Source organism: Pseudomonas sp. LBUM1644 (genome assembly GCF_059716195.1).
This window is the reverse complement of sequence record NZ_CP166812.1, coordinates 3145021-3171944: the sequence shown is the minus strand read 5'-3', so window position 1 is coordinate 3171944 and position 26924 is coordinate 3145021. Positions and strand designations below refer to the sequence as shown.

At 54.7% G+C, this 26924-nt stretch carries 26 protein-coding genes and 3 pseudogenes; 18 read left to right on the top strand and 11 right to left on the bottom strand.

Features of this window, described 5'->3' with window-relative positions:
- The first annotated feature begins 54 nt into the window (after positions 1-54).
- Both ACA052_RS14305 and ACA052_RS14300 read left to right on the top strand, forming a co-directional pair.
- Positions 55-834, top strand: coding sequence for an aldolase (locus ACA052_RS14305; RefSeq protein ID WP_159812263.1), 780 nt, complete (start codon positions 55-57; stop codon positions 832-834).
- A gap of 105 nt (positions 835-939) precedes the next feature.
- Positions 940-2280 (top strand): MFS transporter, encoded by a 1341-nt coding sequence (locus ACA052_RS14300; RefSeq protein WP_497645459.1) that lies wholly within the window; start codon positions 940-942, stop codon positions 2278-2280.
- Between the two features lie 129 nt (positions 2281-2409).
- On the opposite strand, the gene ACA052_RS14295 is transcribed toward ACA052_RS14300, so the two are convergent.
- Together ACA052_RS14295 and ACA052_RS14290 are read right to left on the bottom strand one after the other, a co-directional pair.
- Positions 2410-2790, bottom strand: coding sequence for a hypothetical protein (locus tag ACA052_RS14295; protein WP_497645458.1), 381 nt, complete (start codon positions 2788-2790; stop codon positions 2410-2412).
- A gap of 48 nt (positions 2791-2838) precedes the next feature.
- Positions 2839-3102 (bottom strand): DUF2790 domain-containing protein, encoded by a 264-nt coding sequence (locus ACA052_RS14290; RefSeq protein WP_159812261.1) that lies wholly within the window; start codon positions 3100-3102, stop codon positions 2839-2841.
- Between the two features lie 207 nt (positions 3103-3309).
- Between ACA052_RS14290 and ACA052_RS14285 the strand changes: the two are divergent.
- A pseudogene (locus tag ACA052_RS14285) lies at positions 3310-3495 on the top strand (cytochrome c biogenesis protein DipZ); the annotation flags it as partial.
- Between the two features lie 364 nt (positions 3496-3859).
- Complete coding sequence (gene poxB, locus ACA052_RS14280) at positions 3860-5581, top strand: ubiquinone-dependent pyruvate dehydrogenase (RefSeq protein WP_497645457.1); 1722 nt, start codon at positions 3860-3862, stop codon at positions 5579-5581.
- Positions 5582-5769: 188 nt separating this feature from the next.
- On the opposite strand, the gene ACA052_RS14275 is transcribed toward poxB, so the two are convergent.
- The gene (locus ACA052_RS14275) at positions 5770-5922 is read right to left on the bottom strand and encodes a hypothetical protein (protein WP_497645456.1); all 153 of its coding nucleotides are present in this window, start codon (positions 5920-5922) and stop codon (positions 5770-5772) included.
- Positions 5923-6150: 228 nt separating this feature from the next.
- On the opposite strand from ACA052_RS14275, the gene ACA052_RS14270 reads away from it, so the two are divergent.
- From ACA052_RS14270 to ACA052_RS14260, 3 genes are all read left to right on the top strand, one after another.
- Complete coding sequence (locus ACA052_RS14270) at positions 6151-6792, top strand: NAD(P)-dependent oxidoreductase (RefSeq protein WP_497645455.1); 642 nt, start codon at positions 6151-6153, stop codon at positions 6790-6792.
- Positions 6793-7076: 284 nt separating this feature from the next.
- Positions 7077-7295 (top strand): hypothetical protein, encoded by a 219-nt coding sequence (locus ACA052_RS14265; protein ID WP_497645454.1) that lies wholly within the window; start codon positions 7077-7079, stop codon positions 7293-7295.
- A 196-nt stretch (positions 7296-7491) separates the two neighbouring features.
- Positions 7492-7857, top strand: a complete 366-nt coding sequence (locus ACA052_RS14260) for a histone-like nucleoid-structuring protein, MvaT/MvaU family (protein ID WP_497645453.1) — start codon at positions 7492-7494, stop codon at positions 7855-7857.
- 405 nt (positions 7858-8262) lie between these two features.
- On the opposite strand, the pseudogene ACA052_RS14255 reads toward ACA052_RS14260, so the two are convergent.
- Positions 8263-8568 (bottom strand): annotated as a pseudogene (locus ACA052_RS14255) (transposase); the annotation flags it as partial.
- Between the two features lie 297 nt (positions 8569-8865).
- Complete coding sequence (locus tag ACA052_RS14250; RefSeq protein ID WP_497645452.1) at positions 8866-9720, bottom strand: AraC family ligand binding domain-containing protein; 855 nt, start codon at positions 9718-9720, stop codon at positions 8866-8868.
- Between the two features lie 194 nt (positions 9721-9914).
- On the opposite strand from ACA052_RS14250, the gene ACA052_RS14245 reads away from it, so the two are divergent.
- Together ACA052_RS14245 and ACA052_RS14240 are read left to right on the top strand one after the other, a co-directional pair.
- Positions 9915-10343 carry a helix-turn-helix domain-containing protein gene (locus ACA052_RS14245; RefSeq protein WP_497645451.1) on the top strand — a complete coding sequence of 143 codons (429 nt, stop codon included), beginning with the start codon at positions 9915-9917 and terminating at the stop codon, positions 10341-10343.
- Between the two features lie 412 nt (positions 10344-10755).
- A complete protein-coding gene (locus ACA052_RS14240; protein WP_497645450.1) occupies positions 10756-11568 on the top strand; it encodes a substrate-binding periplasmic protein in 813 nt (270 codons plus the stop codon).
- Between the two features lie 164 nt (positions 11569-11732).
- On the opposite strand, the gene ACA052_RS14235 is transcribed toward ACA052_RS14240, so the two are convergent.
- Positions 11733-12293: an arsinothricin resistance N-acetyltransferase ArsN1 family B gene (locus ACA052_RS14235; RefSeq protein ID WP_497645449.1), complete on the bottom strand. Its 561-nt coding sequence runs from the start codon at positions 12291-12293 to the stop codon at positions 11733-11735.
- A 24-nt stretch (positions 12294-12317) separates the two neighbouring features.
- Between ACA052_RS14235 and arsN2 the strand changes: the two genes are divergently transcribed.
- Together arsN2 and ACA052_RS14225 are read left to right on the top strand one after the other, a co-directional pair.
- Entirely contained in the window at positions 12318-12761 is a 444-nt protein-coding gene (gene arsN2 / locus ACA052_RS14230; protein WP_497645448.1) for an arsenic resistance N-acetyltransferase ArsN2, read from the top strand.
- 156 nt (positions 12762-12917) lie between these two features.
- Positions 12918-13538, top strand: coding sequence for a tyrosine-type recombinase/integrase (locus ACA052_RS14225; protein WP_497645447.1), 621 nt, complete (start codon positions 12918-12920; stop codon positions 13536-13538).
- A 315-nt stretch (positions 13539-13853) separates the two neighbouring features.
- On the opposite strand, the gene ACA052_RS14220 is transcribed toward ACA052_RS14225, so the two are convergent.
- The 5 genes and pseudogenes from ACA052_RS14220 to ACA052_RS14200 form a co-directional block, all read right to left on the bottom strand.
- Positions 13854-14315, bottom strand: coding sequence for a PRC-barrel domain-containing protein (locus ACA052_RS14220; RefSeq protein ID WP_497645446.1), 462 nt, complete (start codon positions 14313-14315; stop codon positions 13854-13856).
- Between the two features lie 687 nt (positions 14316-15002).
- Positions 15003-15250: pseudogene (locus tag ACA052_RS14215) on the bottom strand (chemotaxis protein); the annotation flags it as partial.
- Between the two features lie 54 nt (positions 15251-15304).
- Positions 15305-16579 (bottom strand): MFS transporter, encoded by a 1275-nt coding sequence (locus ACA052_RS14210; protein ID WP_497645445.1) that lies wholly within the window; start codon positions 16577-16579, stop codon positions 15305-15307.
- A 63-nt stretch (positions 16580-16642) separates the two neighbouring features.
- On the bottom strand, positions 16643-17797 hold the full coding sequence (locus tag ACA052_RS14205; protein WP_497645444.1) for an acyl-CoA dehydrogenase family protein: 1155 nt from the start codon (positions 17795-17797) through the stop codon (positions 16643-16645).
- A 56-nt stretch (positions 17798-17853) separates the two neighbouring features.
- Positions 17854-18717, bottom strand: a complete 864-nt coding sequence (locus ACA052_RS14200) for an IclR family transcriptional regulator (protein WP_497645443.1) — start codon at positions 18715-18717, stop codon at positions 17854-17856.
- 226 nt (positions 18718-18943) lie between these two features.
- Between ACA052_RS14200 and ACA052_RS14195 the strand changes: the two genes are divergently transcribed.
- From ACA052_RS14195 to ACA052_RS14165, 7 genes are all read left to right on the top strand, one after another.
- Positions 18944-19729, top strand: a complete 786-nt coding sequence (locus ACA052_RS14195; RefSeq protein ID WP_497645441.1) for an enoyl-CoA hydratase — start codon at positions 18944-18946, stop codon at positions 19727-19729.
- Positions 19730-19732: 3 nt separating this feature from the next.
- Entirely contained in the window at positions 19733-21262 is a 1530-nt protein-coding gene (locus ACA052_RS14190) for a 3-hydroxyacyl-CoA dehydrogenase (RefSeq protein ID WP_497645440.1), read from the top strand.
- 22 nt (positions 21263-21284) lie between these two features.
- Positions 21285-22487: a 3-oxoadipyl-CoA thiolase gene (locus ACA052_RS14185; RefSeq protein WP_497645438.1), complete on the top strand. Its 1203-nt coding sequence runs from the start codon at positions 21285-21287 to the stop codon at positions 22485-22487.
- A 25-nt stretch (positions 22488-22512) separates the two neighbouring features.
- On the top strand, positions 22513-23757 hold the full coding sequence (locus tag ACA052_RS14180) for a CaiB/BaiF CoA transferase family protein (protein WP_497645437.1): 1245 nt from the start codon (positions 22513-22515) through the stop codon (positions 23755-23757).
- A gap of 46 nt (positions 23758-23803) precedes the next feature.
- Positions 23804-24553 carry an electron transfer flavoprotein subunit beta/FixA family protein gene (locus tag ACA052_RS14175; protein ID WP_497645436.1) on the top strand — a complete coding sequence of 250 codons (750 nt, stop codon included), beginning with the start codon at positions 23804-23806 and terminating at the stop codon, positions 24551-24553.
- 2 nt (positions 24554-24555) lie between these two features.
- The gene (locus ACA052_RS14170) at positions 24556-25485 is read left to right on the top strand and encodes an electron transfer flavoprotein subunit alpha/FixB family protein (protein WP_497645434.1); all 930 of its coding nucleotides are present in this window, start codon (positions 24556-24558) and stop codon (positions 25483-25485) included.
- Positions 25486-26709: 1224 nt separating this feature from the next.
- On the top strand, positions 26710-26886 hold the full coding sequence (locus ACA052_RS14165) for a hypothetical protein (protein ID WP_497645433.1): 177 nt from the start codon (positions 26710-26712) through the stop codon (positions 26884-26886).
- Positions 26887-26924: the final 38 nt, after the last annotated feature.

Genomic DNA, 26924 nt, shown 5'->3' with positions numbered 1-26924 from the left:
GATCGAGCTTCATAAGCTTGAGCCACCGTTGATGGTTAGATTGAGGATTGCCAAGTGAGTCAGGAACTACGCAGTAAAGAATATTTCGATCTGCGGGCCACAAGCGAGATGGCCCAACACCTTAAATCAAAAGAGATGCCTCTGAAGGAGCGCCTTGCTTACGCAGCCAGAATCCTTGCGATGACCGGACAAGAGGCTGGTCTTGCCGGGCAGCTCACCGCGCGCTCCGATAGGGAAGATACCTATTGGACATTACGTTTCGGCCTTGGATTTGAAGAAGCGACAGCGGAAGACTTTATCGAGGTCGACAAGGATCTCAATACTGTAACTGGCGAAGGGATGGCTAATCCCGCCACCCGCTTTCATTTGTGGGTTTACAGAAATCGCCCAGACGTCACTTCGATCATCCACACGCATTCTCCCTGGGCATCTGCGCTAGCCGCCGCGAGGCAGCCACTTGTGATCTCGCAGATGGATATGACTCCGCTGTTCAACGATTGCGCTTTCTTGGGTGAATGGCCAGGGGTACCGATCGCCGACCACGAGGGGACTTTGATATCCGAGGCACTGGGTGGGATGAAGTCTATCATTCTGGCCCACCACGGATATCTCACCGCCGGCGTATCGGTAGAGGAAGCCACTTACCTTTCGGTATACCTGGAGAGGGCGGCGAGGATGCAGATCCGGGCCAAGGCGTTCGGTGATCTGACACCAGTCGACCCGGTCTTAGCGCAGGAAGCTCACGACTATCTTTTGAAACCCTCCATTGTGCGAGCGACATTCGATTACTGGTGTCGTCAGACGCACCGATTGCCTGGCATGCCGCCGATGTAAAGATCTCATCCCACAAGCCCGTACTGCATCTTCGTATGGGCCCGAGTTTGCGTGCTTATAAGAAAGACTCCCACACACAATCACTGCCAGATAAAGGACTGAAAAATGTCGAAAATAACGAAGGCAGGTGCGGCTCCTTCAGCAGTGAAACGTCAGACAGTGATAGCCGGTATTGCGAGCATGATGGGTACCACGATTGAGTGGTATGACTACTTCCTCTATGGCACCGCAGCTGCGCTCATTTTCAATAAAATATTCTTTCCTGATTTTGACCCGGTTACTGGCACCCTGGCAGCGTTCGCGACATATGCCGTCGGATTCTTTGCGCGTCCGTTTGGTGGCATTGTATTCGGCCATTTCGGAGACCGATTAGGCCGAAAGTCGATGCTCATTATCACGCTGTTCATGATGGGTGTGCCGACGATCATCATAGGGTTGATCCCTTCCTACGATTCCATCGGTTATTGGGCGGCAGTGCTACTTGTTCTGATGCGAGTGCTGCAAGGCATTGCGGTCGGCGGTGAATGGGGAGGGGCGATTCTCTTGGCCGTCGAGCATGCGCCTGAGGGTAAGAAAGGCTTTTTCGGCAGTCTGCCCCAAACTGGCGTTGCCATTGGATTGATTCTTTCATCACTTGCGATGGGTGCTGTCGCCCAATTGCCTGAGGAGGACATGCTCAGCTGGGGTTGGAGAATTCCTTTCCTTGCCAGTGCTGCATTGCTTCTAGTGGGCTGGTATATACGCGAAAAAGTGGCCGAATCCCCCGACTTTATCTCTGTGAAAAGAGATGTACCTCGTGAGATGCCGTTTAAAACCGTACTACGTGCGCATCCCCGAGCGTTGCTTGCTGTTGCCGGTGCTCGTTTGGCTGAGGTGACCTGGTTCTACACGATTGCGACCTTTTCCTTGGCTTATGCAACAAAGACGCTTGCGATACCGAAGGACTTGATGCTGAATGCGGTCGTCTGGGGCGCTACCGTTGCCATGTTCACCATGCCCTTTTGCGGTTGGTTAGGTGACAAAGTCGGTCAGAGAAAGATGTTTGCTGCTGGTATTGTAGGCGTCATTTTGTTTTCCTCTGTCTTCTTCCAATTGCTTCAAACCCAGGAACAGTTCTGGATCATTTTTGCGATGGTAGTAGCCATTGGGATTATTTACTCGATGCTGTACGGGCCCGAAGGTGCGCTATTCTCCGGCCAATTTACTCCAGACGTGCGGTACACAGGAATTTCCGTTGCAGTGCAAGTATCCGGAGCTATCGGTGGCGGGCTAGCCCCTATCATTGCCACATCACTGCTTGCATATGGAGGGGGTGCCCCGTTTTACATCAATGGCTATTTGATGGGGTTGGGGGTGATCGCCTTGATTGCCCTAACCCAGATGAGATCCGTCACAGGCGATTCAGCGAAATGCGTGGCCTCCATCACAGTGCCGGCAAAGTCTTAACCTGAATGAGGGCGACTACGTTCGCCCAAATCTTTCCATGCAGGATTGCAGGAAGATCAAAGAGTGCAGCGGGGCAGGGGTTGGCACGCCAGCGCCTAAAAAGGAACGATGGTGTTTATGAAACATACTTCAGACCACCTGGTTATCCTTTAAACGATCTTGTGGGGTCCGACTCGCTCCGTTTTCGGCAACAAGTTGCCCTTGTGGTGTACGACTCGAGCCATCGGCAGCTACCAACTGTCCATGCGGCGTACGACTCGAGCCATCGGCAGCTACCAACTGTCCTTGCGGCGTACGGCTCGATCCATCGGCAGCCACCAACTGACCCTGCAGTGTACGGCTCGAGCCGTCCTGTACCAAGAAGTCACCGCCGCCCTGCGCGTTCACAGGGATCAACTGGAAGCAGGTGCTGCTGCCGCAGGAGGTTTGTTCAACAGCGGCGTTGGCATGAGCGGCGGCACCAGCCAGGGCGAAAGCAGCGGCGGTCAAAAAGCGAGTCACGTTGTTCATGGTTTTTCTCCTGTTTCAAAGGGGATTGGCAATCGGTAAGTGGAGGGCTCAGTTGTCACCAATGCAGCCGTCAGCGAACTTGCGGTAGTCCAGGACCTGCGTTTTGCTCTGGGAATCCAGGTAGGTCATCTGGGCATTCACAACCCCGCAGGTGGGTGCGGCGTCCTGTGTCAGCGACACCACTTTCTTGATGTCCAGGTGGGTGCCATAGGTGTAGGTCTTAGGCGAAACGTCTGCTTCGGCGCGGGCAGATAAAGTGCAGATGTTCAGGGCGGCAAACAGGCAAGCGGCGTAGATTGCTTTGGTGTTCATGGTGATCTCCTCAAGGCTTCAATGGCTAGGTCGTTCAATTGAGCCGAGGCGGTTGGGTTTGCCTCGATGGAACCTATTAGAAGCCTGAGAGGTATCTGGTCTGTGTCGAAAAAAAGGGTGTTTTAATCGATGCGTATCAGGGCCGCCTAGTAATACACATCGATACAAACCTTTAGGAATTTAAATTTTTTCCTCTATCCGCCATTCACACCAGATTGCGAATGTGAACGGACCATCGGCAACGTGGCGATCGCCAACAATTACAGATCTGGAGCATTTTCGAAAACCAGTACTGGCCCGCTCATTACCTGATCAACGCCATGAGGCAGATGAGTTACACCCACTTTGGATGAAGCCAATGACAAGGCACAGGATCAGGTGATTCAAACCTGAAAGGAGTATCTAAGTGTTGAATATCAATCAGTTAAGCAGTGAGTGGCATAAACCGATACTTATGTGTAAGTGCTCAGTGCACAGTTTTCGCCTAGGCTGACTCCAGCGATGATCGTCACTGCACTTAGCTATTACCTGCAGCTCTCTACAGTTAATTTGGTATGCGAAAGTGGATAATATCGACTAATTATGGATGAGGTCTGTTACTTGAGATATCTAATAGATCATTTTCGCATTCCGCTTGGATATCCACCGCTAATCAATATTGGCCTGTCATCCGTTCTGTCTTAATGGCAAATAGCCTTGCACTTCGATTTTTGAGTCTTGGTTTCAGGACAAAACTTTCTTTGTAGGAGTTCATCAAATGGCAAGAACAGTGTCGGACTTTGTAGTCGAAGCCCTGCGAGGCGCGGGAGTGAAACGCGTATACGGCGTGGTAGGCGATTCGCTCAATGGCTTTACGGATGCACTACGCCGGGATGAATCCATCGACTGGATTCATATGCGCAACGAGGAAGCAGCTGCATTTGCAGCTGGTGCGGAAGCACACCTTACCGGCGATCTGACCGTTTGTGCTGGTAGCTGTGGCCCCGGAAACCTTCACCTCATCAACGGGCTTTTCGATGCTCACCGAAACCGTGTTCCTGTATTGGCGATTGCAGCCCATATACCAAGCACCGAAATAGGGATCGAATACTTCCAAACGACTCACCCGGAAGTACTGTTCAAGGAATGCAGCCATTATGTTGAATTGGTTTCCCGTCCGGATCAGCTCCCTCAAGTGTTGGAGCGCGCGATGCGCGCGGCGATCTCAAAAAAAGGGGTGGCAGTAGTGGTGCTCCCGGGGGATGTCGCTTTGCAACCTACCTTGGTACCGGTACCGCGTTGGCTTGTGCCCAGCGATCCTGTCATCCATCCGCGCAGTGACGAGCTTGAGCAGCTTGCTTTCATGCTGAATAAAGGCAAAAAGATCACACTGCTTTGCGGGGCGGGTTGCGTGGGCGCACACGAGGAGATTTTGAGCTTAGCTCAGAAGCTGAAAGCTCCTATCGTGCATGCGCTTCGTGGCAAGGAATTCATCGAGTACGACAATCCCTACGATGTTGGAATGACTGGGTTAATCGGGTTCTCTTCAGGCTATGCGGCTATGAAGGATTGCGACACTCTCCTGATGCTGGGTACCGACTTCCCTTACCGGCAGTTTTATCCAGCAGACGCGCGCATTTTCCAGGTTGATGTTCGCGCTGAGGCACTTGGAAACCGTTGCGGTTTGGACATGGGTTTGGTTGGTCAAGTGAAACCCACACTTCAGGTACTGCTTCCTTTGCTAGAGGAGCACCATGACAGCGGTCATCTCGATGCTGCCCTGAAGCATTACAGGGAAACCCGCGCAGACCTGGACGCCCTGGCAGAGGGAGGCTCAGACGGCGCGATGATTCACCCGCAGTACGTGACCCGCCTGGTTAGCGAACTGGCGTCTGAGGATGCTATTTTCACTTGCGACGTCGGCACGCCAACTGCTTGGGCTGCACGCTACTTAAAAATGAACGGCAAGCGCCGCCTCATCGGTTCGTTCAACCACGGTTCTATGGCCAATGCAATGCTCCAGGCTATCGGTGCGCAGTGCGCCTTCCCTAGTCGCCAAGTAGTCTCTATGTCTGGCGACGGTGGTTTTGCAATGATGATGGGCGATGTCCTGACATTGAGGCAGATGAAACTGCCCGTAAAAATCATCGTGCTTAACAACGGCACGTTGGGTTTTGTGGAAATGGAGATGAAAGCCCACGGTTTCCTGGACGTTGGTTGTGAACTTGATAACCCGAACTTTGCAGCAATGGCCCAAGCCATCGGTATCAAGGGCATCCGGGTTGAAAAATCTGCGGATTTGGCCGGTGCATTGAAGGAAGCCTTTGCTCATCCGGGCCCCGTCGTGGTGGACGTTGTCAGCGAAAGGCAAGAGTTGATCATGCCGCCAAAAACCACGTTCGCCGAAGCGCAAGGGTTCGGGCTCTTCATGTTGAAAGCTGTCCTTGATGGACGGGCCAAGCAGCTCATCGATCTAGCCAAGGTGAACCTTCTACGATAAGCACTAGGATCTCCGCCAGTAGCCAACACGCTGGCTCTGGCGGACTGATCCGATCTAGCGGGCCGGCCCCTGATTCACCAGAGTTCTCAGATTTTTCCGCATAGGGTGAGGATGCCGAATTATGAAAACTTCTGATGCGCGACGTTTGCCCGTATCAAAGCCTGATCAGGGCTAATTGCACTGCGTTGTCAGGTCTTCATTTTACTCAAGCTGACCTCCATCTTCGACATCAGGATGAATAACAGCGGTGTGGTAAGAAAAGAACTGACTGGCCCGGCGAGTAATAATGCTTGAACGGCTTCGGGCATGCCGGGAAGATTGGCATTGCGAATCTCATACATACGTTCAGGACCACCCTATCATCACAAGGAACAATAGACGGTCGATAGCGCAGACGCTGGAATATGAGCCTCTAATTGATATTCAAATATCAACCATGCTTGTTGGTTCAAGGAGGTAATATGCGAATTGTGTTCTGTGGCGAGACTTTTCCCGATACTGCAGAGGCCCTTCGGCAAGCGTTGCCATTCGATGCCAGTGATGAAGTGATGAAGTGATGAAGTGATGAAGTGATTGTGTGGTCGGGAAAGGATCTAAAAACGCTTCCTAACAACATAGATGTATTGATTCCCAAAATGCACAGTGTCGATTTCCGCTTGCTTGAAATGAGCCGCTGCCGCCTCGTGCAACAATGGGGGGGCGGTCTGGAAGGTATCGATATTCTTGCGGCTAAGGATTTAGGGATTCCAGTCGCTAACGTCCCAGCCAATGGAGGAAACGCAGACTCCGTTGCGGAGCACGCGTTGCTTTTGATATTGGCGTTGCTCCGAAATCTGACACAAGCTCAACTTAATGTTCGGAGCGGCATATTGGGGGCGCCATCAGGGACTATGTTGGCGGGACGTACGGTGTGCCTCTACGGTCTGGGAACAATCGCATTGCCGCTCGCTCGGCGTCTTAAATCTTTTGACGTTAAATTGATCGGGCTGACGCGCCAGTTCAGTGCCGCGAAGATGGCGGAATTTGGCCTGGATGAATGTTACTCGCTAGAGGAAAAAGCGACCTGCTTGAAGCAGGCTGACATATTGGTCATCTGCGCTCGCCTCACTCCTGAATCCCGCGTTTCGCGAGCAATCGAGAGCATCGACTTCGATGCCGCGCTCAGCAAGCTTGAGGCCGTCTTGGCCGAAAGCGAAAAAAGGTATGGCTAACTTTCTGCGTAAGGCAGGAGAGTGGAGCCTGGGTATACGCGGGCTGATTTCGGTGATCGTCTGCTTTTGCCCATAGCTGCTTGTCGCGACCGTCCGCTTTTGGCCGATTTCTGCCTTTCGCCACCCGCAGCTATGGGTCGACCTCTGCCGGTCATAACCAAGGGGCGTACTGGTCAAATTCGGTCCAAAGGACTTTCAGGTCGAATTCGAACAAACTGGGTAGATCTGGGTAGTTCGCCACCAGTCTAAGTCGACGGCGAGATGAGCTAGGCAGGACGACAGTCATGCCAGATAACTCAGATTGCAAGATCGCTACAGCGGACGCTCTGACATTGCTCCTCCACAACCAGCACGCCCTAAGTGCAGCGACAGAAGAGATAACCAAGTGGCTCTCAGAAAATGGAGTAGGGAATGTCGCCGCTAATGCGGTGTCGGCCATGGAAACGCTGGACACAAATGGTCAAGCCATCACAGATTCCATTTTGAGAATACGCCAGTCGTAGAGTACTCAGCACAGGGCGGCGCTAGCATCATTTCGCAAGTCAATCAGATCGACGCTGCCCTCAATACGCCGCTCTTGGCGGAGGACGAATAAATCCTGGCCGCGACATGGACTCGCATACACTGAGCTCCCTGCCCCTAGATTCAAAATGTGGTTTTTGGTGTATCGTTAGATTACTAACTACATAGAGAATTAACATGTCAAAACTCGCAGAATTTCGTCAGCTCGAAAAGCACTTGGCTGAACAGCTCCAAGCTCTCGAAGCGCTGAAAGGTGATGTTGGCCTCAAGAAAGAAATCGAGTTCGAGACCAAACTGCGTGCACTGCTGGCCGAGTACGGCTGCAGCCTACCGAACGTGATCAACCTGCTAGATCCGCAAGCGAGCCGTCGCGCTCCTGCCGTCGATTCCAAAGCTGGCACCCGTAAGCCACGCCAAGTGAAGGTTTACAAGAATCCTCATACCGGCGAAGTCGTCGAAACCAAAGGCGGCAATCACAAAACGCTGAAAGAATGGAAAGCAGAACACGGTTCCGCGACTGTTGAGTCTTGGCTGACAAAGTGATTTTGGTTTGAGTAAAAAAGGGCCCTCCGAGGGTCCTTTTTTTCATCTCATCCAAGAGCGGAGGTTAAAAGCTTCGTCAGCTTGCCTCCCCGCGAAAGTCGGTATCAGTTTCAGGCAATAAGCAGCCGATTTCTGCCTGTCGCGAAGGGCTACAGGCGACCCAGGCTGTGTGAAAACGCGCTAAACACCTCGAAAACTGAGAGTCGCGAGGGTTGCCTGCAATCATCCAACCCCCAGATTTCTAGCCTCTAGCCCACGCTGTCGGCGTGCCTGCTGATCGCCGGAATTTTATACTGAATCTGAGCAACTGATGTCTGACCAGGGCTGAGTAGAGCGAAACATTCCGGATGAAAGCGGCTAACAAGGGTTTTGACACACTCTGGGCCGATTGCTGCCTGTCACGAAGGGCTGCAAACGCCCGGTTAGCCACATCAATTCTACGTTACGCTGGGCTTCTCGCTCCAGGCGCCGGCTCGACTGAATGCGGTTGAGATAGCCGTAGATGTAAATCTTCAGGAGGATCGCGGGGTGGTAAGCAGGCCGGCTGGTATCAGCCGGTATGACGCCTTCAAAACCCAGTTTGACCAGGTCGAGTTCGTCGACAAAGACGTCGACTACGCGCACCGGATTGGTATCGCTGACGTAGTCGTAGAGGCTCTCGGGAAGTAAGGTGCCTTGGCCTCGATGTTCACCTTGGATAAAGCGCTTCATGGGCGATCCCTGCGATGAAATCCTCAGAAATCATAGCAAGGGTTTGCGAAAGCGTTTTTACACACTCTGGGCCAATAACAGCCGTTCCGCGGTAGGTAAGATCGAAGGGCAACAAAACGGCGTACCAACTCGATCTCCCTGGCTGATGCGCTATCGATTCTCATGGTCCAGGCCCAGATACGTGTTCGGCTTTTCATACCGCAAGCACGTGTGGCGATGTCCTAACACGCTGACGGATGAGGTACTTTTAAAACAGCACTCTAGGATGCTGTTCAATGCATAGTTGGTCGCACTTTTTTAATGAGCAGCGCGGCTATTTCGACTACGCCCGAACTGACCCGGTGTAGCGCCCATGATTGACTTGTACACCCGGGTCAAATGCGGCTGATCGGCGAACCCAGAAGCCATCGCTACCTCAGCCAGACCCAGGCCTGTTCTCAATAGTTTGTGCGCTCGTCGCACCCGTGCCTGTAGTTGATATACGTGCGGTGTCACCCCACATTTCTGACGGAACGCCCTCATCAGCTGGAACGATGGCAATCCGGTCAATTTGGAGAGGTCATCAAGCGTCACTTTGTCCGACAGATTTTCATCAAGATAGGAACGCGCAAGGGTGATCGCTGACGGCTCAGAGCAGGTCGTGTCAGGCAACCACATTCGACTGCCGTGCACCGTGAGCAAACGGATGATTATTTCAGTGATTCGGGACTGGCGCTCAAGCGACGAACAATGAGTCTCGGAGAGACGATGAAGCTCCAGAAGGTTTGTAGTCAGCACGGGATCTTCAATCACCGGACTGGCAAACATCGGTAGCCCGGATATCCCGAAGGTGCTCATGGCTATCTCCAGAAACACGTCCGGATGGATATGCAACGTTCGGCACAACCAACCGCCCGTATCTGGCCGTCCGCAATGGAGATCGTCTGGATTAATCAAGACAAAACTTCCGCGCCTGGCGATGCCGTCTGAACGGAGAGTTTTCAGATGAACGCCTCCGGCAAGCACCACCCCCAGACTGAGTTCTTCATGGGTATGCCACGGATAGCGATGGTCGAAGTAGGCGCCTTTTAACAGCTCGGCGTCGTAAAGATCCACCATCGTCCAGACATTGACGGAATTCTTTCCGGCATCGGTACCGAAATCATCATGCACGAAGCCTTTCTCCTGCCATCGGGGTTATGAAACCAGGCGATTGTACGCAGATGCAAATGCGCTGGCCTGCAAGATTCTTCAAGATCTATCGGGAAATGCTCGGCTAATCTCTGTGACCTCTATAGCAGTCGTAGCTTTCATTTGTTAGCACCTGCACAACACCCAAAAAAAAATCCATTGCTGGAGCATCTGTCATGGCGAGCGTTGCGCGCGCGTACTGTTTACCAAACGCTGAACATTCGGATAAACAAAACGACGTAGGAGAAGTGGGCGGACTGACACTTTGGCGGCAACGGCTGGCCAAGCAAATGATCGTGGATAATTTGGGCGGCGATCTAACCGTGGTGCAGTTAGCCGTAGCCTGCGCGATGTCACGCAGTCATTTTTCCAGGGCGTTCAAACGCAGTATGGGCTTGGCGCCGCAGGACTGGATCAACCGCCAGCGCATCACCCAGGCAAAGCACATGATTGTCGATTCCGATATGACGCTTACGCAAATCAGTGCCGAATGTGGATTCTGCGATCAGGCGCATTTTTGTCGCAGTTTTCTGAAAGTCGAGGGGATTAATCCAAGCGCCTGGCGTGGAGTGTCGGCTTCAGGTGACCAACAGGGGGATAGGTAAGGACGTACTTGATTCAGTCGCCTGTTAAGTTCGTCGGACTTCGTTTGGATGGACTTGATTGTACGCACCACCAGGCTGAATTGTTGCACGCTGATGAACAAGCTTGGACCGCGCTCCGCGAAGGGAGGGGCACGGGAGACTGACTGCGCTTTCTCAGATAGGACTAAGGGGTAAATCGCTCGACGTTGGTCGATTTATCCTGTAGCCACTTCAGCTGTGGGTTGAACTCTGCCCGTCGCGAAGGGCGGCAAACAACCCAGAGGTGCCCGTGGCGACAGGCAGAAATCGGCCAGAAACATCCGTTGAGCGCCTACGGAACTAGGGACGATTCATCTTCAGAGTTTCCCTAGAGCATTAGCGTGCATATTTTCAGTTGCCTGATAGTCTTCAGGATTATCTAAAAGAAACCGTTATGACGATAAAAGGTTACTTCTCTACTGCGGTTTGCGCTTGCGTACTTTCTTGCATGACGCTGCGCTCTAGCGCCGAGAATCTGGTGATCTATGGCGACAATAGCTATCCGCCGATTATTTACCTAGATCACGATCAGCCCGCTGGAATCTTGCCGGCGATCTTCGCCAGACTGGAAAAAGATACCGGCGATACCTATGAGCTGCGCTTACTGCCGTGGAAGCGAGCATTGAAGAATGCCCAAAATAGCAACGGCGGCATCCCCAATATTTCGCGTAACAAGGCGCGCGAAAAATTCTACGATTTCTCACTACCGATTTACGACGACGACATCAGTTTGGTGGTTTTGAAAGGCCACGAATTTGACTTCAATACGATCAAAGTCTTGCAGGGAAAGAAGCTCGGCGGTCTGTCCGGTGCCAGCTACGGTGAAGATGTTGATCAGGCCATCAGTAACGGCGAGCTACAGGTGGAACGGGAACACGGTGAACAATCGAGGCTGCTAAAGCTACTGGCCGGCCGCATAGATGTGGCGATTATTGGCAATGGCGTTTCCGGGCTTGAGGTAATCCTGGCCTCGGACCCTAGGCTGAAGGCCAATCGAAGCCAATTTTTGCTGTTACCCAAACCGCTGGTTCGCGATTCTCTGCATTTGGCCTTTAGCAAAGCTATGAAGTTGCAGCCAGCACTGGAACGCTTCAATAAGGCGCTAGTGGCGCTAAAGCAAACAGATGAATATCAGCAATTGGTCCAGTCGGCCACCGCAGTGTTGATGTTGAAGCCCTTACGCACGGCCTGCTTGAATTGCTGGTGAATCTAAAGGCCGCGTGGATGGCATTTGAAGTCCGCTTTTGGCCGACTGCCGCCCGACGCGAAGGACTGCTTTGGGTCGATTATGGCCCTTCATGACAGGCAGAAATCGGTCAAAAGCGGACGTTCAATCGGGTCGTTTGCAGTCAAAGTAGGCTTTCACATTTGCTACAAAACGACCTCTCGCATCGAGGAATTGAAAGCAACGATCGGAATGGGCGGCGATGAGTCATTCAATGACTTACGCCAATAACCGACGTCATGCCACTTGTCGTTCTTGAATCCGACTTCGGGATAGGTGCCAATGTGCATAAATCCCAACGACTCATGTAGACCAACGCTTCCTGCATTTGGTAAAGCGATGCCAGCATACGCAGCATGGAAACCTTGACGCTGAAGAATCGGTAATAGCCGTCCATACAATGCCCGTCCAATTCCGCTACGGTGCACCTGGGGCGAAACATATACGGTCACATCGACCGACCATCGATACGCCTCTCGGGCACGATGTTGACTGGCGTAAGCGTACCCGACCACCTGTCCGTCCAGCTCTGCCACAAGGTAGGGGTATGTAGGCAGTGTCGAGGAGATTCGCCGCGCCATCTCTTCAATGCTGGGAGGCTCCAGTTCAAAGGAAATTGCAGTACGCTCAACAAACGGTGCATAGATCCCTCGAATGGCAGGTGCATCGGATTCAACCGCTATCCTGATTTTTCTAATGGTATTCATTCTTGGCCCTTTAGGTGATGTTTCATGCCCGCCTCCCAACTCCTCAAAATCTCTCCGCTTTATAACCTGGACTCGCTAATTGTGTCGCTCCGGGCCGAAGGATTGCCCCATGCCGACCTTTACGAGCCTGAGCGTGATTTCTTTCAGTTTCACCAGGGCGACCGATTGGTGGGTTATGTGGGTGTAGAGGGCTCCACCGCTGATCGCCTGTTGCGTTCGTTTTTGATATTTCCCTCACATCGAGGAGAGGGCATCGGCTCAGATGCATTGAAATCGTTGGAAGCTCTACTTGTAAGTCATGGGGTGAAGTCGTTACACCTGCTCACCAACACCGCCGCCCCCTTCTTCGAGCACCACGGCTTCGAAAGTCGTGTAAGGGGTGCTGCGCCCTCAGCCATTCAGAACACTCTTGAGTTCCGCAGTCTGTGTCCCGCTACGGCCAGTTACATGGCAAAGCGTATCGTTTAAATGGACCTTTGTTTAACTCGCTTGAAGAGCGTTAGGCGCTTTCTGAATTGCCCCTGACTCTGTAGGCACAAATGACTGGCAGTTACGGGTCGGATTGCGCCCCTCACTCACGGTGACTGATCCACCCTTATCCTCCCTCAACGTGGAGGATCAGCCATGAACACTAATGCCACACTCAGCCATCAGCCTTGGAACAAGGGAAAGATTGTCGGGCAGAAAGCACCGCTTCGAGTCAGAGATATCTGGGCCATTCGGGTCAGACTCCAGCTCGCGGAGAAGACACGGGATTTGGCACTCTTCAACTTGGCTATCGACAGCAAACTGCGTGCCTGTGACTTAACCAAGCTGCGAGTCCGAGACATAGCCCATGGGGAACACGTGTCGTCACGGGCCATGGTGATGCAGCAAAAAACCCACCACCCAGTGCAATTTGAAATCACTGAGCAAACCCGAACGGTTCTAGAGGCTTGGATGCATCAAGCCCACCTCCACAGCGAGGACTTCTTGTTCCCGAGCCGTTTGCACGACTCAAAACACCTATCGACCAGACAATACGCTCGAATAGTGAAAGCGTGGGTGGCCGCCATTGGACTTGACCCAACCATGTACGGTACTCACACGCTACGGAGAACCATGGCATCGCTGATCTATCGCAGAACGAAAAATCTGAGAGCTGTCCAACTCCTGCTTGGTCATACGAAGCTTGAAAGCACCGTCAGATACGTGGGAATCGAGGTCGATAATGCCCTGGAAATGGCGGAACAGACTGAAGTCTGATCATCCATAGTGACGGTCGATGCTAGACCATCGCTATTCGACCCATTAGAGACATTCACCGCAGGGTATAGGGGTTCTGCGGCGAGCCTACGTAAGTGCTCGATCGCGGCGTCCCATTGTTCTCCGAATGCCTTTCCCGCACGAGCCAACACGGGATTCGGCGATGGGCAGCAGAATCCACTGCTAAACCCTTTGCTGCCGACAGAACCTTTTCTCACCGCAATGCGCGCCTTAGGGTTGGCACCCCCAATGACCAGCTTTAACATCTCGTTGTTTTGAACGGCGCGCATCACTCTTCGTTTCGGATATGGACGGTTAGTTCTTGTCGATACTTTGTCTTTGGATAGTGTCGTAATCGTAGGGTTTAGTTCCATAGAAAGAATGGATTTCTGTTGCCCAAGACTCGTCGGCCATATTAGGCCAACTGTCCTTGTCAAAACCTGGTGCATTTTCCAAGCGCTCTTTCTCTACGCTTAGTACAAAGCGTTTATTTACTGTATCGAGTGTCAATGCATTCCAGGGTACCGCAAACAATTTTTCTCCCATACCAAGAAAGCCACCAAAGGATAGAACGGCGTAACTCACTCTACCGCTGCGAACATCTAGCATGATTTCCTTAATATCCCCCAAGTCTTCTTCGTTATGGTTATAAACATCATTTCCAATGAGTGTATCTGCACCCATCAGGTCGGGGCCAGGCCCCTGTTCCTCGGAGCCGGTATCTCGCAGGAGGTTGGTTTTGTACATGCCATGGGTATCGCGATCTTCGTAGTTCATTGCTGTCTCCTATCAATAATCGCCAATCAATCTGAAAATGTACACACCGTCTTGATGGCTGTATTGTTGGGAGTCACCCGCTTTAGAAAAAGTTGAATTTTTTTTCTGCATGGCGACGAGCGGTTAGTTGGAAGAAAATAGTTAATCAGCTTTTAATTAGGTTGCTATCAATGCGTAATGCTTTGTATTGTTTTTTTTATATGGTCATTAAACTACGTCGATAACATAGACACTTGAATGAAGCGATTTCCTATTGGGGCAACTACGTCTCCGGCTTGTATATGACTTCATAAATATGAAGACTAAATTTTGATCACTACTGTAATCGACCTCGGTTAGCAAAGCGAACTAACTGAATGATATTCCATATGCGGAAATCCAGTAAAATCTAAAGCAGGACATGAAATTGGCAGGCGAATGTCTGCTTCTGGCCGATAATTTGCTGCCTGTCACATAGGGCTGCAGTTGGTTCGCTATGGACAGTTAAGCCCCAGTACGCAGAACCTGAAAATCCGCGGAGATAGGGTTTTGTCGGGACGGTGATGTACTATCGATCAAACCGCTCAACCAACCAATTCTGAGTCCCGGCCGTCTGGGTCAATTCCTTGCTTAGCTCTGCGGAATATCTCGCTTGTTCTGACGTTTGATCTGCCAGGTTCGCGATGGTGTTGATGTTGCGGCTGATTGCCATCTATCACTGCTTGGGACGGCTGATTTTTCGAGGCTGATGCGCTTGTGAAGATTTCAGCGCGACGGATTTGTTCGGCGGTCAGCTTTACTCTCTCCATTTCGTAGCCAACGACCTGACTGCATTCGAAAACGGAGTGATGTAGGCATTGACCCAGTAGTGATCACCGTTTCTCGAGCGATTTTAACGATGCCATCCATGGCTTGCCTTGCTTTAGCGCGCCCCGCATACGGGCGAATATTATCGACACAAGCTGAGCGGGACCTGCTGATGCCCGCTGGCTGCGCCAGGCTGGCTTCGTCTATTGCTTCTGCGGGTCAAATTGCTTGTCCCGGATCAACAGCGCCGGTATTACGCCACAGATGAAGTAGGCAGCCCCCATGACCAGGAAACCCACGCCGATCGAGCCGTGCGATGCCAAATATCCAATGGCTGCAGGAGCGATCGCTGCGCCCAGGCGACCGATGTTGTAGGCACCGCCTACCGCAGACCCGCGAAATTTCGCCTCAAAGCTCTCAGTCATGTAGGTGGCATTTACACCGTATGGAATGCCATATAGAAACCCGAACACTACCAGCATCCAAAGTATGTTTTCCGGACTCTGGAACAGCACGATCACGGGCAGAAATACCGCTGTGCCCAGTGCACCGAAGGCGAACACGGTACGGCGACCAATCTTGTCAGCCGCCAATCCAGCGAGAATCTTGCCCAGGATCATGGCGGTATAGGTGCCCACCATATAACCGGTCATGGATTTGAGGTTCATGCCCAGTTCGCTTTCCAGGTACGTCGGCAGCCAGTTGTTGACGCCGTAGTAGCCAAACTGCAGGAAGCCGGCAGTCAATGCCCAGGAAATGAACATGAAGCGGGCCTTCGGATCACTGAAGATCTGCTTGTACTTGCTTTCGCGTTTACCCGAAGCCCGATTCTGAATGCCCTGGACTTTTTGTTTGGCTCGCTCGGCTTGAGCGTTGATCCAGGCTTGTGGTTCAGGCACGAATCGCTGCATCACTACCGCCATAATTACCGGGATAATGGCGACGTAGAACAACACGCGCCAGCCATGGATCGGCAAGATCCAGCCCGCCAAAAGCGTTGCGACGATGTAGCCCACGGACCAGCCCGCTTGCAGAGTACCTAATACGGTCGTGCGGTAGCGGGTCGGGACGTATTCGGCCATCAGGGTGTTGCAGGCGACATAGAGGGCGCCGATTCCCAATGATGAGACGAATCGGGTGCATGCGAATTGCCAATAGTTTTGCGTAAGCCCGAGAATGGCCGTGCCCACTGAAAAAAGCACGATGCTCCAGACGACGGTCTTGACACGGCCGAAACGATCGCAGGCCCATCCGCCGTAGATGCCACCGATGGCCATACCCGCGAGCGTGAAGCTTCCGAGGCTGCCGGCTTCAACATTGGTCAGGCCAAATTCAGCCTTCAGGCTGCTGAGGCTGTAGGAAAGAAGCATCAGGTCAGCACCGTCGATCAGCAATCCAAGAAAGCAGAACGCGAATACCAACACCCAGATATTGTTTTTGGTCAATGCCTTAGCATTGACCCGAGCAGCAGCGTCCATCAGATCACCTTATTGTATTTATGGGGACAGGGGAGGGCTTGAGTCAGCGTCGAATTCGAGGTTTCAGCGTTGAGCGTCGCGAATCATGTTTCGGGCGATGACCAGCTGTTGAATTTGCGTGGTTCCTTCATAGATTCGGAACAGACGCACGTCACGGTAGAAGCGTTCAATGCTGTACTCGCTGACGTAGCCCGCGCCGCCGTGGATCTGCACGCCGCGGTCGGCGACTCGGCCGCACATCTCGGTTGCGAACATCTTGGCGCAGGAGGCCTCGGTACCGATGTTCAAGCCTTGGTCGCGCTTTTGTGCAGCATCCAGAACCATGCAGCGTGCGGCATAGATTTCCGCCTTGCTGTCGGCGAGCATCGCCTGGATCAGCTGGAACTCGGCAATAGGCTTGCCGAATTGCTTGCGCTCAATGGCATATTGAAGAGAGTCAGCGAGCATTCGCTCCGCTGCGCCAACGCTCAAGGCCGCGATATGCAAGCGGCCCTTGTCCAGCACTTTCATGGCAGTTTTGAAACCCACGCCCTCGACACCGCCGATCAACTGAGTCGCGGGTACGCGAACGTTTTCAAAGATGACATCGCTGGTATGTGCGCCTTTCTGGCCCATCTTGTGATCGCATTTGCCCAACGAGATGCCTGGGGTGGTGCGTTCCACGATGAACGCGCTGATACCTCCAGAGCCTTTAATACCCGCGTTGGTGCGCGCCATCACGGTAAAAATGTCGGCGTGGGGGGCATTGGTAATGAAGCGCTTGGTGCCGTTGATCACATAGTGATCACCGTCGCGCACGGCGGTGGTTTTCAACGACGCTGCATCGGAGCCGGAATCGGGTTCGGTCAGGCAGAAGGCACTCAAGAGCTCGCCAGACGCGAGGCCTGGAAGGTACTTGTTTTTCTGCTCCTGGCTGCCGTCCAGCAGGATGCCGATGGAGCCGATACCGTTATTGGTGCCGATGTAGGAACGGAAGGCCGGGGAGGTGCGCCCCAGTTCAAAGGCAATATTGACCTCTTCCTCCATCGTGACACCCATGCCGCCGTACTCTTCCGGGATAGTCAGCCCGAACAAGCCCATTTCCTGTAACTGCGCGACAATGTCATCCGGGATATTGTCGGTCTCGGCCACCTCGTTTTCCCGCGGAATCAACGCTTCATTCACGAACTGGCGGAGAGAGTCCAGCAGGATTTGCAGGGTTTCGGTATCACGGATCATGTGCGCTCCTCATGGCTCCCAAGCGAGCCGATTAATCAGGCGCCACTACCGTTGCGTCAGCGAGCGGTGGCGCCAATGTTATTGACCATATCAATCAGCCGGGGGCCGATATCGTCCACGAGCTTTTCTCGCGGCAACTGAAAACTGGGGCCGCCACAATTGAAAGTCAGCAGCCCGTATTGCGGATGTAACAGCGGCACCGCGATGGAATTGACGTCACGGTGCCACTCACCGATCGAAAGGCAGAACCCATAATCGGCGTAGTCCCTGAACGCACGGTCAAGCCCTTTGCGAATCCCCGGCCATTGCTCGGCTTCGCGCTGGCGAATGTGGTCCAGCAAAAACTCTCGCTCGGTTTCCGGCATCGCCGCTAGGCAAGCGCGACCCACCGAGCTCTGCGCCAGCGGCAAATAGCTGCCGATCTGCCGGCGCATGGTCATGTTGCCCTGGCCCTGCACCACGTCGACGTAGACCATCTGAAGACGGTCGCGAGCAGCCATGGCGACTGCGGCTTGAGCGTGATTTGCCAGCTCCTCCATCAAGGGATGGGCCACCGCGCGGATCGAGAGGTTCGAGAGCATTGCGTAGCCAAATCCCAATACGCCCACGTCCAGCTGGTATTTGCCCGAGTGCACCTCGCGCTTGAGACATCCAAGGCGCATCAACGTATTGGTCAGGCGCGTCACGGTCGGCTTGGGCAGTCCCGTCATCCGGGCCAGATCCTGATTGCCGAGCACGTTAGTCCGAGGCGTAAAGCACCTCATCAGCTCCAGTCCGCGAGCAAGTGCCGTTACAAACTGTCCGCCACTTTCCTCCTCACTCATGCCGCTTGCCGGGTCGACATTACCCATTCTCAACAAGCCCACCTCGTCTGTTCCCGTTGCAGTGGATAGGGGCTGGTCTGACTTGATGCGTGCCATGTTAGGACCTCAATTCTCAAAAATGCAAGAAAATAAAATAGAGTTTCGCATAGCGAAACTGGATTTTCCATCACCTTTTATTGGGATATGTTCTGACAAATCCCTTTGATTGCTAGGACTAGACCAATGTTTGACGATCGGTTGTTTACAGATCGTCCAGACAATCCCTATGATAAATCACAAATTCGGTATCTAGTTTCGTCTGACGAAACAACAAGAGGAAAGTATGAGCTTCCCACTCGATTCTGTCGTGACCCTGCAAATTCGCGATGACGCAGTCGCACTTGTCCAGATTTCCCGGCCTGATGCCAAAAATGCGCTTAACGGCGCGGTGCGTGTGCAACTGGCCGAGCATTTTCGGGCCTTGGCCGTTGACCCCCGCGTTCGGGCCATTGTCCTGACAGGGGGCGAGCACTGCTTCGTCGCAGGCGCCGACATACGTGAATTCGCTGAAGCCACGCCGATCGAGATGTATCTGCGTCATACAGAAAATTTGTGGGAGGCCATTAGCCGCTGCCCAAAACCGGTGATCGCGGCGGTCAACGGCTTTGCCTTGGGCGGTGGCTGCGAGCTGGCGATGCACTGCGACATCATCGTCGCCGGGGAATCGGCCCGCTTCGGGCAGCCGGAAGTCAAGTTGGGGCTGATGCCCGGTGCCGGTGGAACCCAGCGGCTGGTCCGTGCCGTGGGCAAGTTCAAGGCGATGCGTATTGCGCTCACCGGCTGCATGGTTCCGGCCCCCGAAGCGTTTGCCATCGGCATGGTCAGCGAGGTGGTAAAGGACGAACAAACCATCCCGCGCGCGCTGGAACTGGCGGCGCAGATTGCCGCGCTACCTGCCTTGGCAGTGGCTCAGATCAAGGAAGTCATCCTCGCCGGCGCTGATCTACCGCTGGACAGCGCGCTGGTCCTCGAGCGCAAGGCGTTCCAGCTGTTGTTCGACTCCAAGGACCAGAAAGAGGGCGCTCGTTCCTTTCTGGAAAAGCGTCCAGCCAACTTTGTGGGAGAGTAATTCATGGCACGAATCATCAATCAAATGGCGATTGTCGGTGCGGGCGTGATGGGGACCGGAATTGCGCAAACTGTGGCCCAGGCAGGTGTGCAAGTCACGATCTTTGATAATCGTGACGGCGCAGCTCATGCGGCCCGTGAAAGCTTGAAGCAAACCCTGGAAAAACTGGTCAGCAAGGGCAAGATCGCCGAGGGTGATGCGCAGGCCACCCTTGATCGTATTCATGTGGCAACGTCTTTAGCGCAGCTGGCGAAGGTTGATCTGGTGGTTGAAGCCATCATCGAAAATCTTGAGGCCAAACAGGCCTTGCTGGGCGAGCTCGAAGCAGTGGTCGCTGCTGATTGCATCCTGGCCTCCAATACGTCGTCGTTGTCGGTGACCAGTATTGCCCGCAAATGCCAGCACCCGGAGCGCGTGGCGGGCTTCCATTTCTTCAATCCCGTACCGCTGATGAAAGTGGTCGAGGTGATCGACGGCCTGGCGACCGATCCGCAGATCGGCGACTGCTTGCAGGCATTGGCTGACCGAATGGGCCATCGTGGTATTCGCGCCAAGGACACCCCGGGTTTCATCATCAATCATGCGGGTCGTGCCTATAGCACCGAAGCCCTGCAAATGCTCAAGGAAAACATTGCCGGGCCCGGCGAGATCGACCGCATCCTGCGTGAGGGCATGGGTTTTCGCATGGGGCCGCTGGAGCTGTTCGACCTGACGGCGCTGGACGTTTCTCACCCGGTGATTGAATCGATCTATAACCAGTTTTATCAAGAACCCCGCTATCGACCCGCGGCGCTGACTCGGCAGATGCTGGAGGCCGGACATATCGGCCGCAAGGCGGGACGTGGGTTCTATCGCTATGCCAACGGGCAGATGCTCGATCCGCCGTTGCCGCAGCCTGTGCCGGTCGTCGACTCGATGCCTTCGGTATGGCTCGGCACCGAGTGTGACGACGATCGTGTCGCGCTGACTGCGCTGCTGGAAACCCTGGGCGCGACGGTGGAGCAGGGCGCTACACCAGGCAGCGAGGCGCTTTGCCTGCTCGCACCGTACGGCCTGGACGCGTCCGCTGCCGCCAGCCGCTTCGGCACCGATGCAACGCGCACGGTCTGTATTGATCTGCTACTCGACCTTGGCCGCTATCGCACCTTGATGCTGACCCCTGCGACCCGGGCCGATATGCGCGATGCCGCGCATGCCTTGTTCGCTCGCGACGGGGTCGGCGTCAGCGTGATCAATGACAGTGTCGGTTTTGTCGCCCAGCGTGTGCTGGCGCTGATTGTCAATCTGGCGGGCGATATCGTTCAACAACGGATCGCCAGTGTCGACGACCTGGATGAAGGTGTGCGTCGTGGTTTGGGTTACCCCCAAGGGCCGCTGGCCTGGGGTGATAGCTTGGGCGCTAAACGCCTGCTGACTATTCTTGAACGCATGACTGAGCTGACTGGCGACCCGCGTTATCGCCCGGGTCCCTGGTTGCGCCGTCGTGCGTCCCTGGGCTTATCACTGCGTCACATTGAACCAACGCTGAACTGACCTCTGTCCTTTAGGAGTTTCCATGCTCGACGCTTATATCTTCGCAGGACTGCGCACTCCCTTCGGTCGCCACGGTGGCGCACTTGCGCCGGTTCGTCCAGACGATCTTGCCGCCCTGGTTATCCGTGAACTGCTCGCCCGCCACGCTATCCCCGGTGATGCCATCGAGGACGTCATTCTCGGTAACACCAACCAAGCGGGGGAGGATAGTCGCAATATTGCCCGCCATGCGGCGCTGCTGGCCGGTCTGCCGGTGACGGTGCCCGGGCAGACGGTCAATCGTCTTTGCGCCAGTGGCCTGGCGGCGGTCATTGACGCTGCGCGCGCGGTCACCTGCGGTGAAGGCGAGCTGTTCGTCGCCGGCGGCGTGGAGAGCATGTCCCGCGCGCCGTTTGTCATGGCCAAGGCAGAAACCGCCTACAGTCGTGACTTGACGGTTTTTGACAGCACCATCGGCGCCCGCTTTCCCAACCCTAAGATCATCGCCGAGTTTGGTAACGACAGCATGCCGCAGACTGGCGACAACGTCGCTCGCGAATACGGCATCGACCGGGAGCAGGCGGACCTATTCGCGGCCAACTCGCAAGCCCGTTATGAAGCCGCGCGACTGTCGGGTTTCTTTGCACAAGAGCTGCTGGCCGTCAGCGTTCCCACCGGCCGCAAGACACCACCCCACATCGTGGAGCAGGATGAACACCCCCGGCCGCAATCCGATCTCGCGGCATTGGCCCGACTTAAGCCCTTGTCCGATGGCGGAGTGGTCACGGCGGGCAACGCGTCCGGCGTCAACGACGGCGCAGCCATGCTGTTGATTGGCTCCAAAGCGGGCGGCGAGAGCCACGGTCTGGAGCCGATGGCGCGCATTTTGTCCGCCGCCGCCGTCGGCGTTGCGCCGCGTGTCATGGGCGTCGGGCCGGTCGAGGCAATCAACAAAGCCGTTTCACGCGCCAGGCTGAGCCTGGCGGATATGGACATCATCGAGATCAACGAAGCCTTCGCCTCCCAAGTACTGGGCTGTCTCAAGGGGCTGGGTCTGGCCTTTGATGACCCACGCGTCAATCCCAACGGCGGTGCCATCGCAGTCGGCCATCCGCTGGGCGCATCAGGTGCGCGGCTGGCACTCAGCACGGCTCGCGCCTTGCAAGTGAGTGGCAAGCGCTACGCAGTCGTCAGTTTGTGCATCGGTGTTGGCCAAGGGCTGGCGATGGTTATCGAGCGCGTATGAGCTCGCCAAGTAAGGGTGAAATAAAATGGGTGCTTTGACCGGATACCGCGTGCTTGACCTGAGCCGCGTATTGGCCGGTCCCTGGTGTGGCCAGACGTTGGCTGACCTGGGGGCTGAAGTCATCAAGATTGAACGACCCGGTGCGGGCGACGATACCCGTGGTTGGGGCCCGCCGTGGATGAGTGATGGAAACGAAGAGTCCACTCAGGAAGCTTCGTATTACCAATCGACCAACCGTGGCAAGTTATCGGTGGCACTCAACCTGGCCACGGCCGAAGGGCAGGCATTGGTGCGTGCGCTGGCTGCCAGTTGTGACGTGCTGATCGAAAATTACAAGGCTGGCTCCCTGGCGAAGTACGGGCTGGACTATTCAAGCTTGTCGCAAATCAATCCGCGGCTGGTGTATTGCTCGGTAACGGGCTTCGGTCAGACCGGCCCGCGCGCCGCGGAGCCCGGCTACGACTTCATCATCCAGGGCATCGGCGGGCTGATGAGTATCACCGGTGAGCGCGACGACTTACCGGGCGGTGGTCCGCAAAAAGTAGGGGTGGCGTTTTCAGACCTTATGACCGGGCTTTATTCCACCGTCGCCATCCAGGCGGCATTGCTCAGTCGCGAGAAGACCGGTTTGGGCCAGCATGTCGACATGGCATTGCTGGACGTGCAAATCGCCACACTGTGCAACCAGAGCCAGAATTATCTCGCCTCTGGCAAGCCCCCCGGACGCTATGGCAACGCTCACGCAAACATTGTTCCTTATCAAGTGTTTCGTGCCAGCGATCGCGATTTCATCATTGCCTGCGGCAATGACAGCCAGTTCATCTCGCTGTGTGATGCGATCGGACTCCCGGAGTTGCCTAAAGATCCGCGCTTTGCCCGCAACGCGAACAGGGTGGCGAACCGCGAGGAGATCATCGAGATTCTCTCGCTACATTTCCTGACTCGCTGTGCCGATGAATGGGTGGAACGGGTCCATCCGCAGGGTGTGCCAGTGGGCGCAATCAACAGCATCGCTCAAGCGCTGGACGAGCCACAGGTGAAGGCGCGAGAGATGCTGGTGAACATTCCTCACCCGTTGAACCCGGACTTTGTCACGGTGGGCAGCCCGATAAAACTGTCGGGTACGCCGGTGGAATATCTGCGCGCCGCGCCCATGTTGGGTGAGCATACCGACGAAGTGCTCAAACGCCGACTGGGCCTGGATGACAACCGCCTGGCCGAATTGAAAGCTCAAGGTGTCATCGAACAACTCGGCGACTCGTCCGGTTGAGCCGCACAAGTCTGGTCAAAAGATTTTTTTCTGAAGGGAGCCCGTAATGAAAGTCCTCGTAGCCATCAAGCGAGTGGTTGACTACAACGTGAAGGTTCGCGTCAAGACGGACAATTCCGGCGTCGATCTCGCCAACGTGAAGATGTCGATGAACCCATTCTGCGAAATCGCAGTGGAAGAAGCCGTACGCCTGAAAGAGAAAGGCGTTGCGACTGAAATCGTCGTCGTCTCCGTTGGCCCGTCCACCGCTCAAGAGCAACTGCGCACCGCGCTGGCTCTGGGTGCCGACCGCGCCATCCTCGTCGAATCCGCCGAAGACCTGACTTCCCTGGCCGTTGCCAAACTGCTGAAAGCCTTTGTCGACAAGGAACAGCTTCAGCTGGTGATCCTGGGCAAACAAGCCATTGACAGCGACAACAACCAGACTGGCCAGATGCTCGCTGCATTGAGCGGCTACGGTCAGGGTACCTTCGCTTCGAAAGTCGAAATCAGCGGCGACAGCGTTGCCGTGACTCGCGAAGTCGACGGCGGCGCGCAGACGGTTTCCCTGAAATTGCCGGCCATTGTCACCACCGACCTGCGTTTGAACGAGCCGCGTTATGCGTCCCTGCCAAACATCATGAAAGCCAAGAAGAAGCCTCTCGAAGTGCTGACTCCGGATGCTTTGGGCGTTTCCACCGCCTCCACCAACAAGACCCTGAAAGTCGAAGCGCCTGCTGCACGCAGCGCGGGTATTAAGGTCAAGTCGGTGGCTGAACTGGTCGAGAAACTGAAAAACGAAGCGAAGGTAATCTAATCATGACTATCTTGGTAATCGCTGAGCACGACAACAAGGTTGTGGCTCCTGCCACCCTGAACACCATGGCTGCTGCCGCTAAAATCGGCGGTGACATCCACGTTCTGGTTGCCGGCCTTGACGTTAGCGCCGTGGCTGAAGCCGCTGCGAAAATCGCTGGCGTGGCTAAAGTGCTGGTGGCCGACAACGCCGCCTATGCTCACCAACTGCCGGAAAACGTAGCGCCGCTGGTTGCAGAGTTGGGCAAGGGCTACAGCCACATCCTGGCTGCCGCGACCTCCAACGGCAAAAACATCCTGCCGCGCGTTGCCGCTCAGCTGGATGTTGACCAGATCTCCGAGATCATCTCGGTCGAAAGCGCTGACACCTTCAAGCGTCCGATCTACGCCGGTAACGCCATCGCTACCGTTCAATCGAACGCTGCGGTCAAAGTGATCACCGTGCGTGCCACCGGTTTTGATCCGGTTGCCGCTGAAGGTGGTTCGGCTGCCGTTGAAGCTGTTGCCGCTACTCACGACGCTGGCATCTCCAGCTTCGTTGGCGAAGAACTGGCCAAGTCCGATCGTCCGGAACTGACCGCTGCCAAGATCGTCGTTTCCGGCGGTCGCGGCATGCAGAACGGCGACAACTTCAAACACCTGTACGCCCTGGCTGACAAGCTGGGCGCTGCAGTCGGTGCTTCTCGCGCCGCAGTCGACGCAGGTTTTGTACCCAACGACATGCAGGTCGGTCAGACCGGCAAGATAGTTGCTCCACAGTTGTACATCGCGGTCGGTATCTCCGGCGCGATCCAGCACCTGGCCGGCATGAAAGACTCCAAAGTGATCGTTGCGATCAACAAGGATGAAGAAGCGCCGATCTTCCAGGTGGCCGATTACGGCCTGGTGGCTGACCTGTTCGAAGCCATCCCTGAACTGGCAGCAAGCGTTTAAACGTTTGCTGGCGTTGAAGTGAATAGCGATCCGGGGCTATTTCGATAGCCCCGGATTCTGAGTGATGATCGGTCTTTCCAGATAAGTCGATCGCGAGACTGAACCAGCGTACGCCAGATACGTGTGCCATCTAATCCGGTTTTCCATCATATTTCCTTTATATGGACTTTCTAAATTGGCTTACCTCAATGAATTATCGAGTTTGCTTTTGGATTCGTACTCTTTAGAACTGTTGAATGCCATCGACCGGGCTCATACAGAATGGCAGGCCACTGTTAATCATCTCCGTCGCGCAACGGATGACGAATGGTTAGCGGAATTAGATCGAATGGACCAGCTGGAGGCCCGGTTCAGAGCTTTGCAGGATCAACTCTGTGAACACCTCCGGTCTGCAGTAGTCGGTGCGAGGTCAGTTTAGCCAGCTGTCACAGGGGGGGCGATCTATTTGGGTCAGTAGCGCCTAACAACATGACAGCGACATATGTCAGAAGGAGCCAGTTGCTGCCCAAACTCTGCGTTTCGCGAGTTCGCTCACAGACCATGAAGCTGCTTGCGATGCGAGTAGGTGCATTTCATTGTTGCAGCGCCTTGGCACCATCGTCACGGACGTCTGAAGGTCTTGTGTCGGATGCGCGATTCTCTCGCTATCCCGGGTACCGCCGCGGGCGTTGCTACGTGTAACACGTACATCACAGTCTGTAGCAGCGCCTAACGGTGTAGGCGATTAGCCAGAATTGTTTTCTGGTAAGCGGTCGCATGCTGTGAGCATTCGCTATCGAGCGAAACCAGAACCGCGCTGACCGTCTGGTTTTGGACGACTGCCGCCCGACGCGAAGGACTGCTTTGGGTCGATTATGGCCCTTCATGACAGGCAGAAATCGGCCAGAAGCAGACATCCAGTTCACCTGGAAACGCTACCCCTGTAGGGTGTGCTGTGCGCACCATTGCGTTAGCCTGACCACCGCTTGGTGCGCATGCTAATTTTGGGCGAGCGAGCTGCGGCGAGCTGCCGTGATTCCGACGGGTTGAACGATCAACAAAATCCTCCGGAGAGGAAATTCTGAGCGCCTTAGGCCACCCCTAGCCATTGCCCGCTGGCGCATTGTGAGGGCGGCAACGGCTTCAATGAGATCCTTAGGCCTAAAAACGTCGTGGGATCGCGACTTCTCACACATCGCCGCCCAATGGCTAGGCTATATTCGGATAGGGTAAGGCCTTGGGCACATGCCTCGCGGTCATGATCCGCTCGACACCACCTCCACGCAGATGATCGGCCGTGACCTTGCACATGGCATCGCTGTCATCACCACCAGCACTCGTGTGCGTGATTTCAGCGGAGCTACGTCCATCATCGCGGAAACGGTCCTCGCTCTCAGTGTCCATCTGACGGGGGCAGCGTAACCCAGGGGGCTTGGAACAATTCATGTCCAAGAGGCTTG

Excerpts from the sequence above, each read along its gene's own strand:
- ACA052_RS14225 (WP_497645447.1), top strand. The coding sequence starts at position 12,918 with ATGAACACTAATGCCACACTCAGCCATCAGCCTTGGAACAAGGGAAAG.
- ACA052_RS14210 (WP_497645445.1), bottom strand. The coding sequence starts at position 16,579 with ATGGACGCTGCTGCTCGGGTCAATGCTAAGGCATTGACCAAAAACAAT.
- ACA052_RS14175 (WP_497645436.1), top strand. The coding sequence starts at position 23,804 with ATGAAAGTCCTCGTAGCCATCAAGCGAGTGGTTGACTACAACGTGAAG.
- ACA052_RS14180 (WP_497645437.1), top strand. The coding sequence starts at position 22,513 with ATGGGTGCTTTGACCGGATACCGCGTGCTTGACCTGAGCCGCGTATTG.
- ACA052_RS14205 (WP_497645444.1), bottom strand. The coding sequence starts at position 17,797 with ATGATCCGTGATACCGAAACCCTGCAAATCCTGCTGGACTCTCTCCGC.
- ACA052_RS14300 (WP_497645459.1), top strand. The coding sequence starts at position 940 with ATGTCGAAAATAACGAAGGCAGGTGCGGCTCCTTCAGCAGTGAAACGT.
- ACA052_RS14245 (WP_497645451.1), top strand. The coding sequence starts at position 9,915 with ATGGCGAGCGTTGCGCGCGCGTACTGTTTACCAAACGCTGAACATTCG.
- ACA052_RS14170 (WP_497645434.1), top strand. The coding sequence starts at position 24,556 with ATGACTATCTTGGTAATCGCTGAGCACGACAACAAGGTTGTGGCTCCT.
- ACA052_RS14195 (WP_497645441.1), top strand. The coding sequence starts at position 18,944 with ATGAGCTTCCCACTCGATTCTGTCGTGACCCTGCAAATTCGCGATGAC.
- ACA052_RS14265 (WP_497645454.1), top strand. The coding sequence starts at position 7,077 with ATGCCAGATAACTCAGATTGCAAGATCGCTACAGCGGACGCTCTGACA.
- ACA052_RS14165 (WP_497645433.1), top strand. The coding sequence starts at position 26,710 with ATGCCTCGCGGTCATGATCCGCTCGACACCACCTCCACGCAGATGATC.
- arsN2 (WP_497645448.1), top strand. The coding sequence starts at position 12,318 with ATGCCCGCCTCCCAACTCCTCAAAATCTCTCCGCTTTATAACCTGGAC.
- ACA052_RS14235 (WP_497645449.1), bottom strand. The coding sequence starts at position 12,293 with ATGAATACCATTAGAAAAATCAGGATAGCGGTTGAATCCGATGCACCT.
- ACA052_RS14200 (WP_497645443.1), bottom strand. The coding sequence starts at position 18,717 with ATGGCACGCATCAAGTCAGACCAGCCCCTATCCACTGCAACGGGAACA.
- ACA052_RS14275 (WP_497645456.1), bottom strand. The coding sequence starts at position 5,922 with ATGTATGAGATTCGCAATGCCAATCTTCCCGGCATGCCCGAAGCCGTT.
- ACA052_RS14260 (WP_497645453.1), top strand. The coding sequence starts at position 7,492 with ATGTCAAAACTCGCAGAATTTCGTCAGCTCGAAAAGCACTTGGCTGAA.
- ACA052_RS14295 (WP_497645458.1), bottom strand. The coding sequence starts at position 2,790 with ATGAACAACGTGACTCGCTTTTTGACCGCCGCTGCTTTCGCCCTGGCT.
- ACA052_RS14190 (WP_497645440.1), top strand. The coding sequence starts at position 19,733 with ATGGCACGAATCATCAATCAAATGGCGATTGTCGGTGCGGGCGTGATG.
- ACA052_RS14240 (WP_497645450.1), top strand. The coding sequence starts at position 10,756 with ATGACGATAAAAGGTTACTTCTCTACTGCGGTTTGCGCTTGCGTACTT.
- ACA052_RS14220 (WP_497645446.1), bottom strand. The coding sequence starts at position 14,315 with ATGAACTACGAAGATCGCGATACCCATGGCATGTACAAAACCAACCTC.
- ACA052_RS14290 (WP_159812261.1), bottom strand. The coding sequence starts at position 3,102 with ATGAACACCAAAGCAATCTACGCCGCTTGCCTGTTTGCCGCCCTGAAC.
- ACA052_RS14185 (WP_497645438.1), top strand. The coding sequence starts at position 21,285 with ATGCTCGACGCTTATATCTTCGCAGGACTGCGCACTCCCTTCGGTCGC.
- poxB (WP_497645457.1), top strand. The coding sequence starts at position 3,860 with ATGGCAAGAACAGTGTCGGACTTTGTAGTCGAAGCCCTGCGAGGCGCG.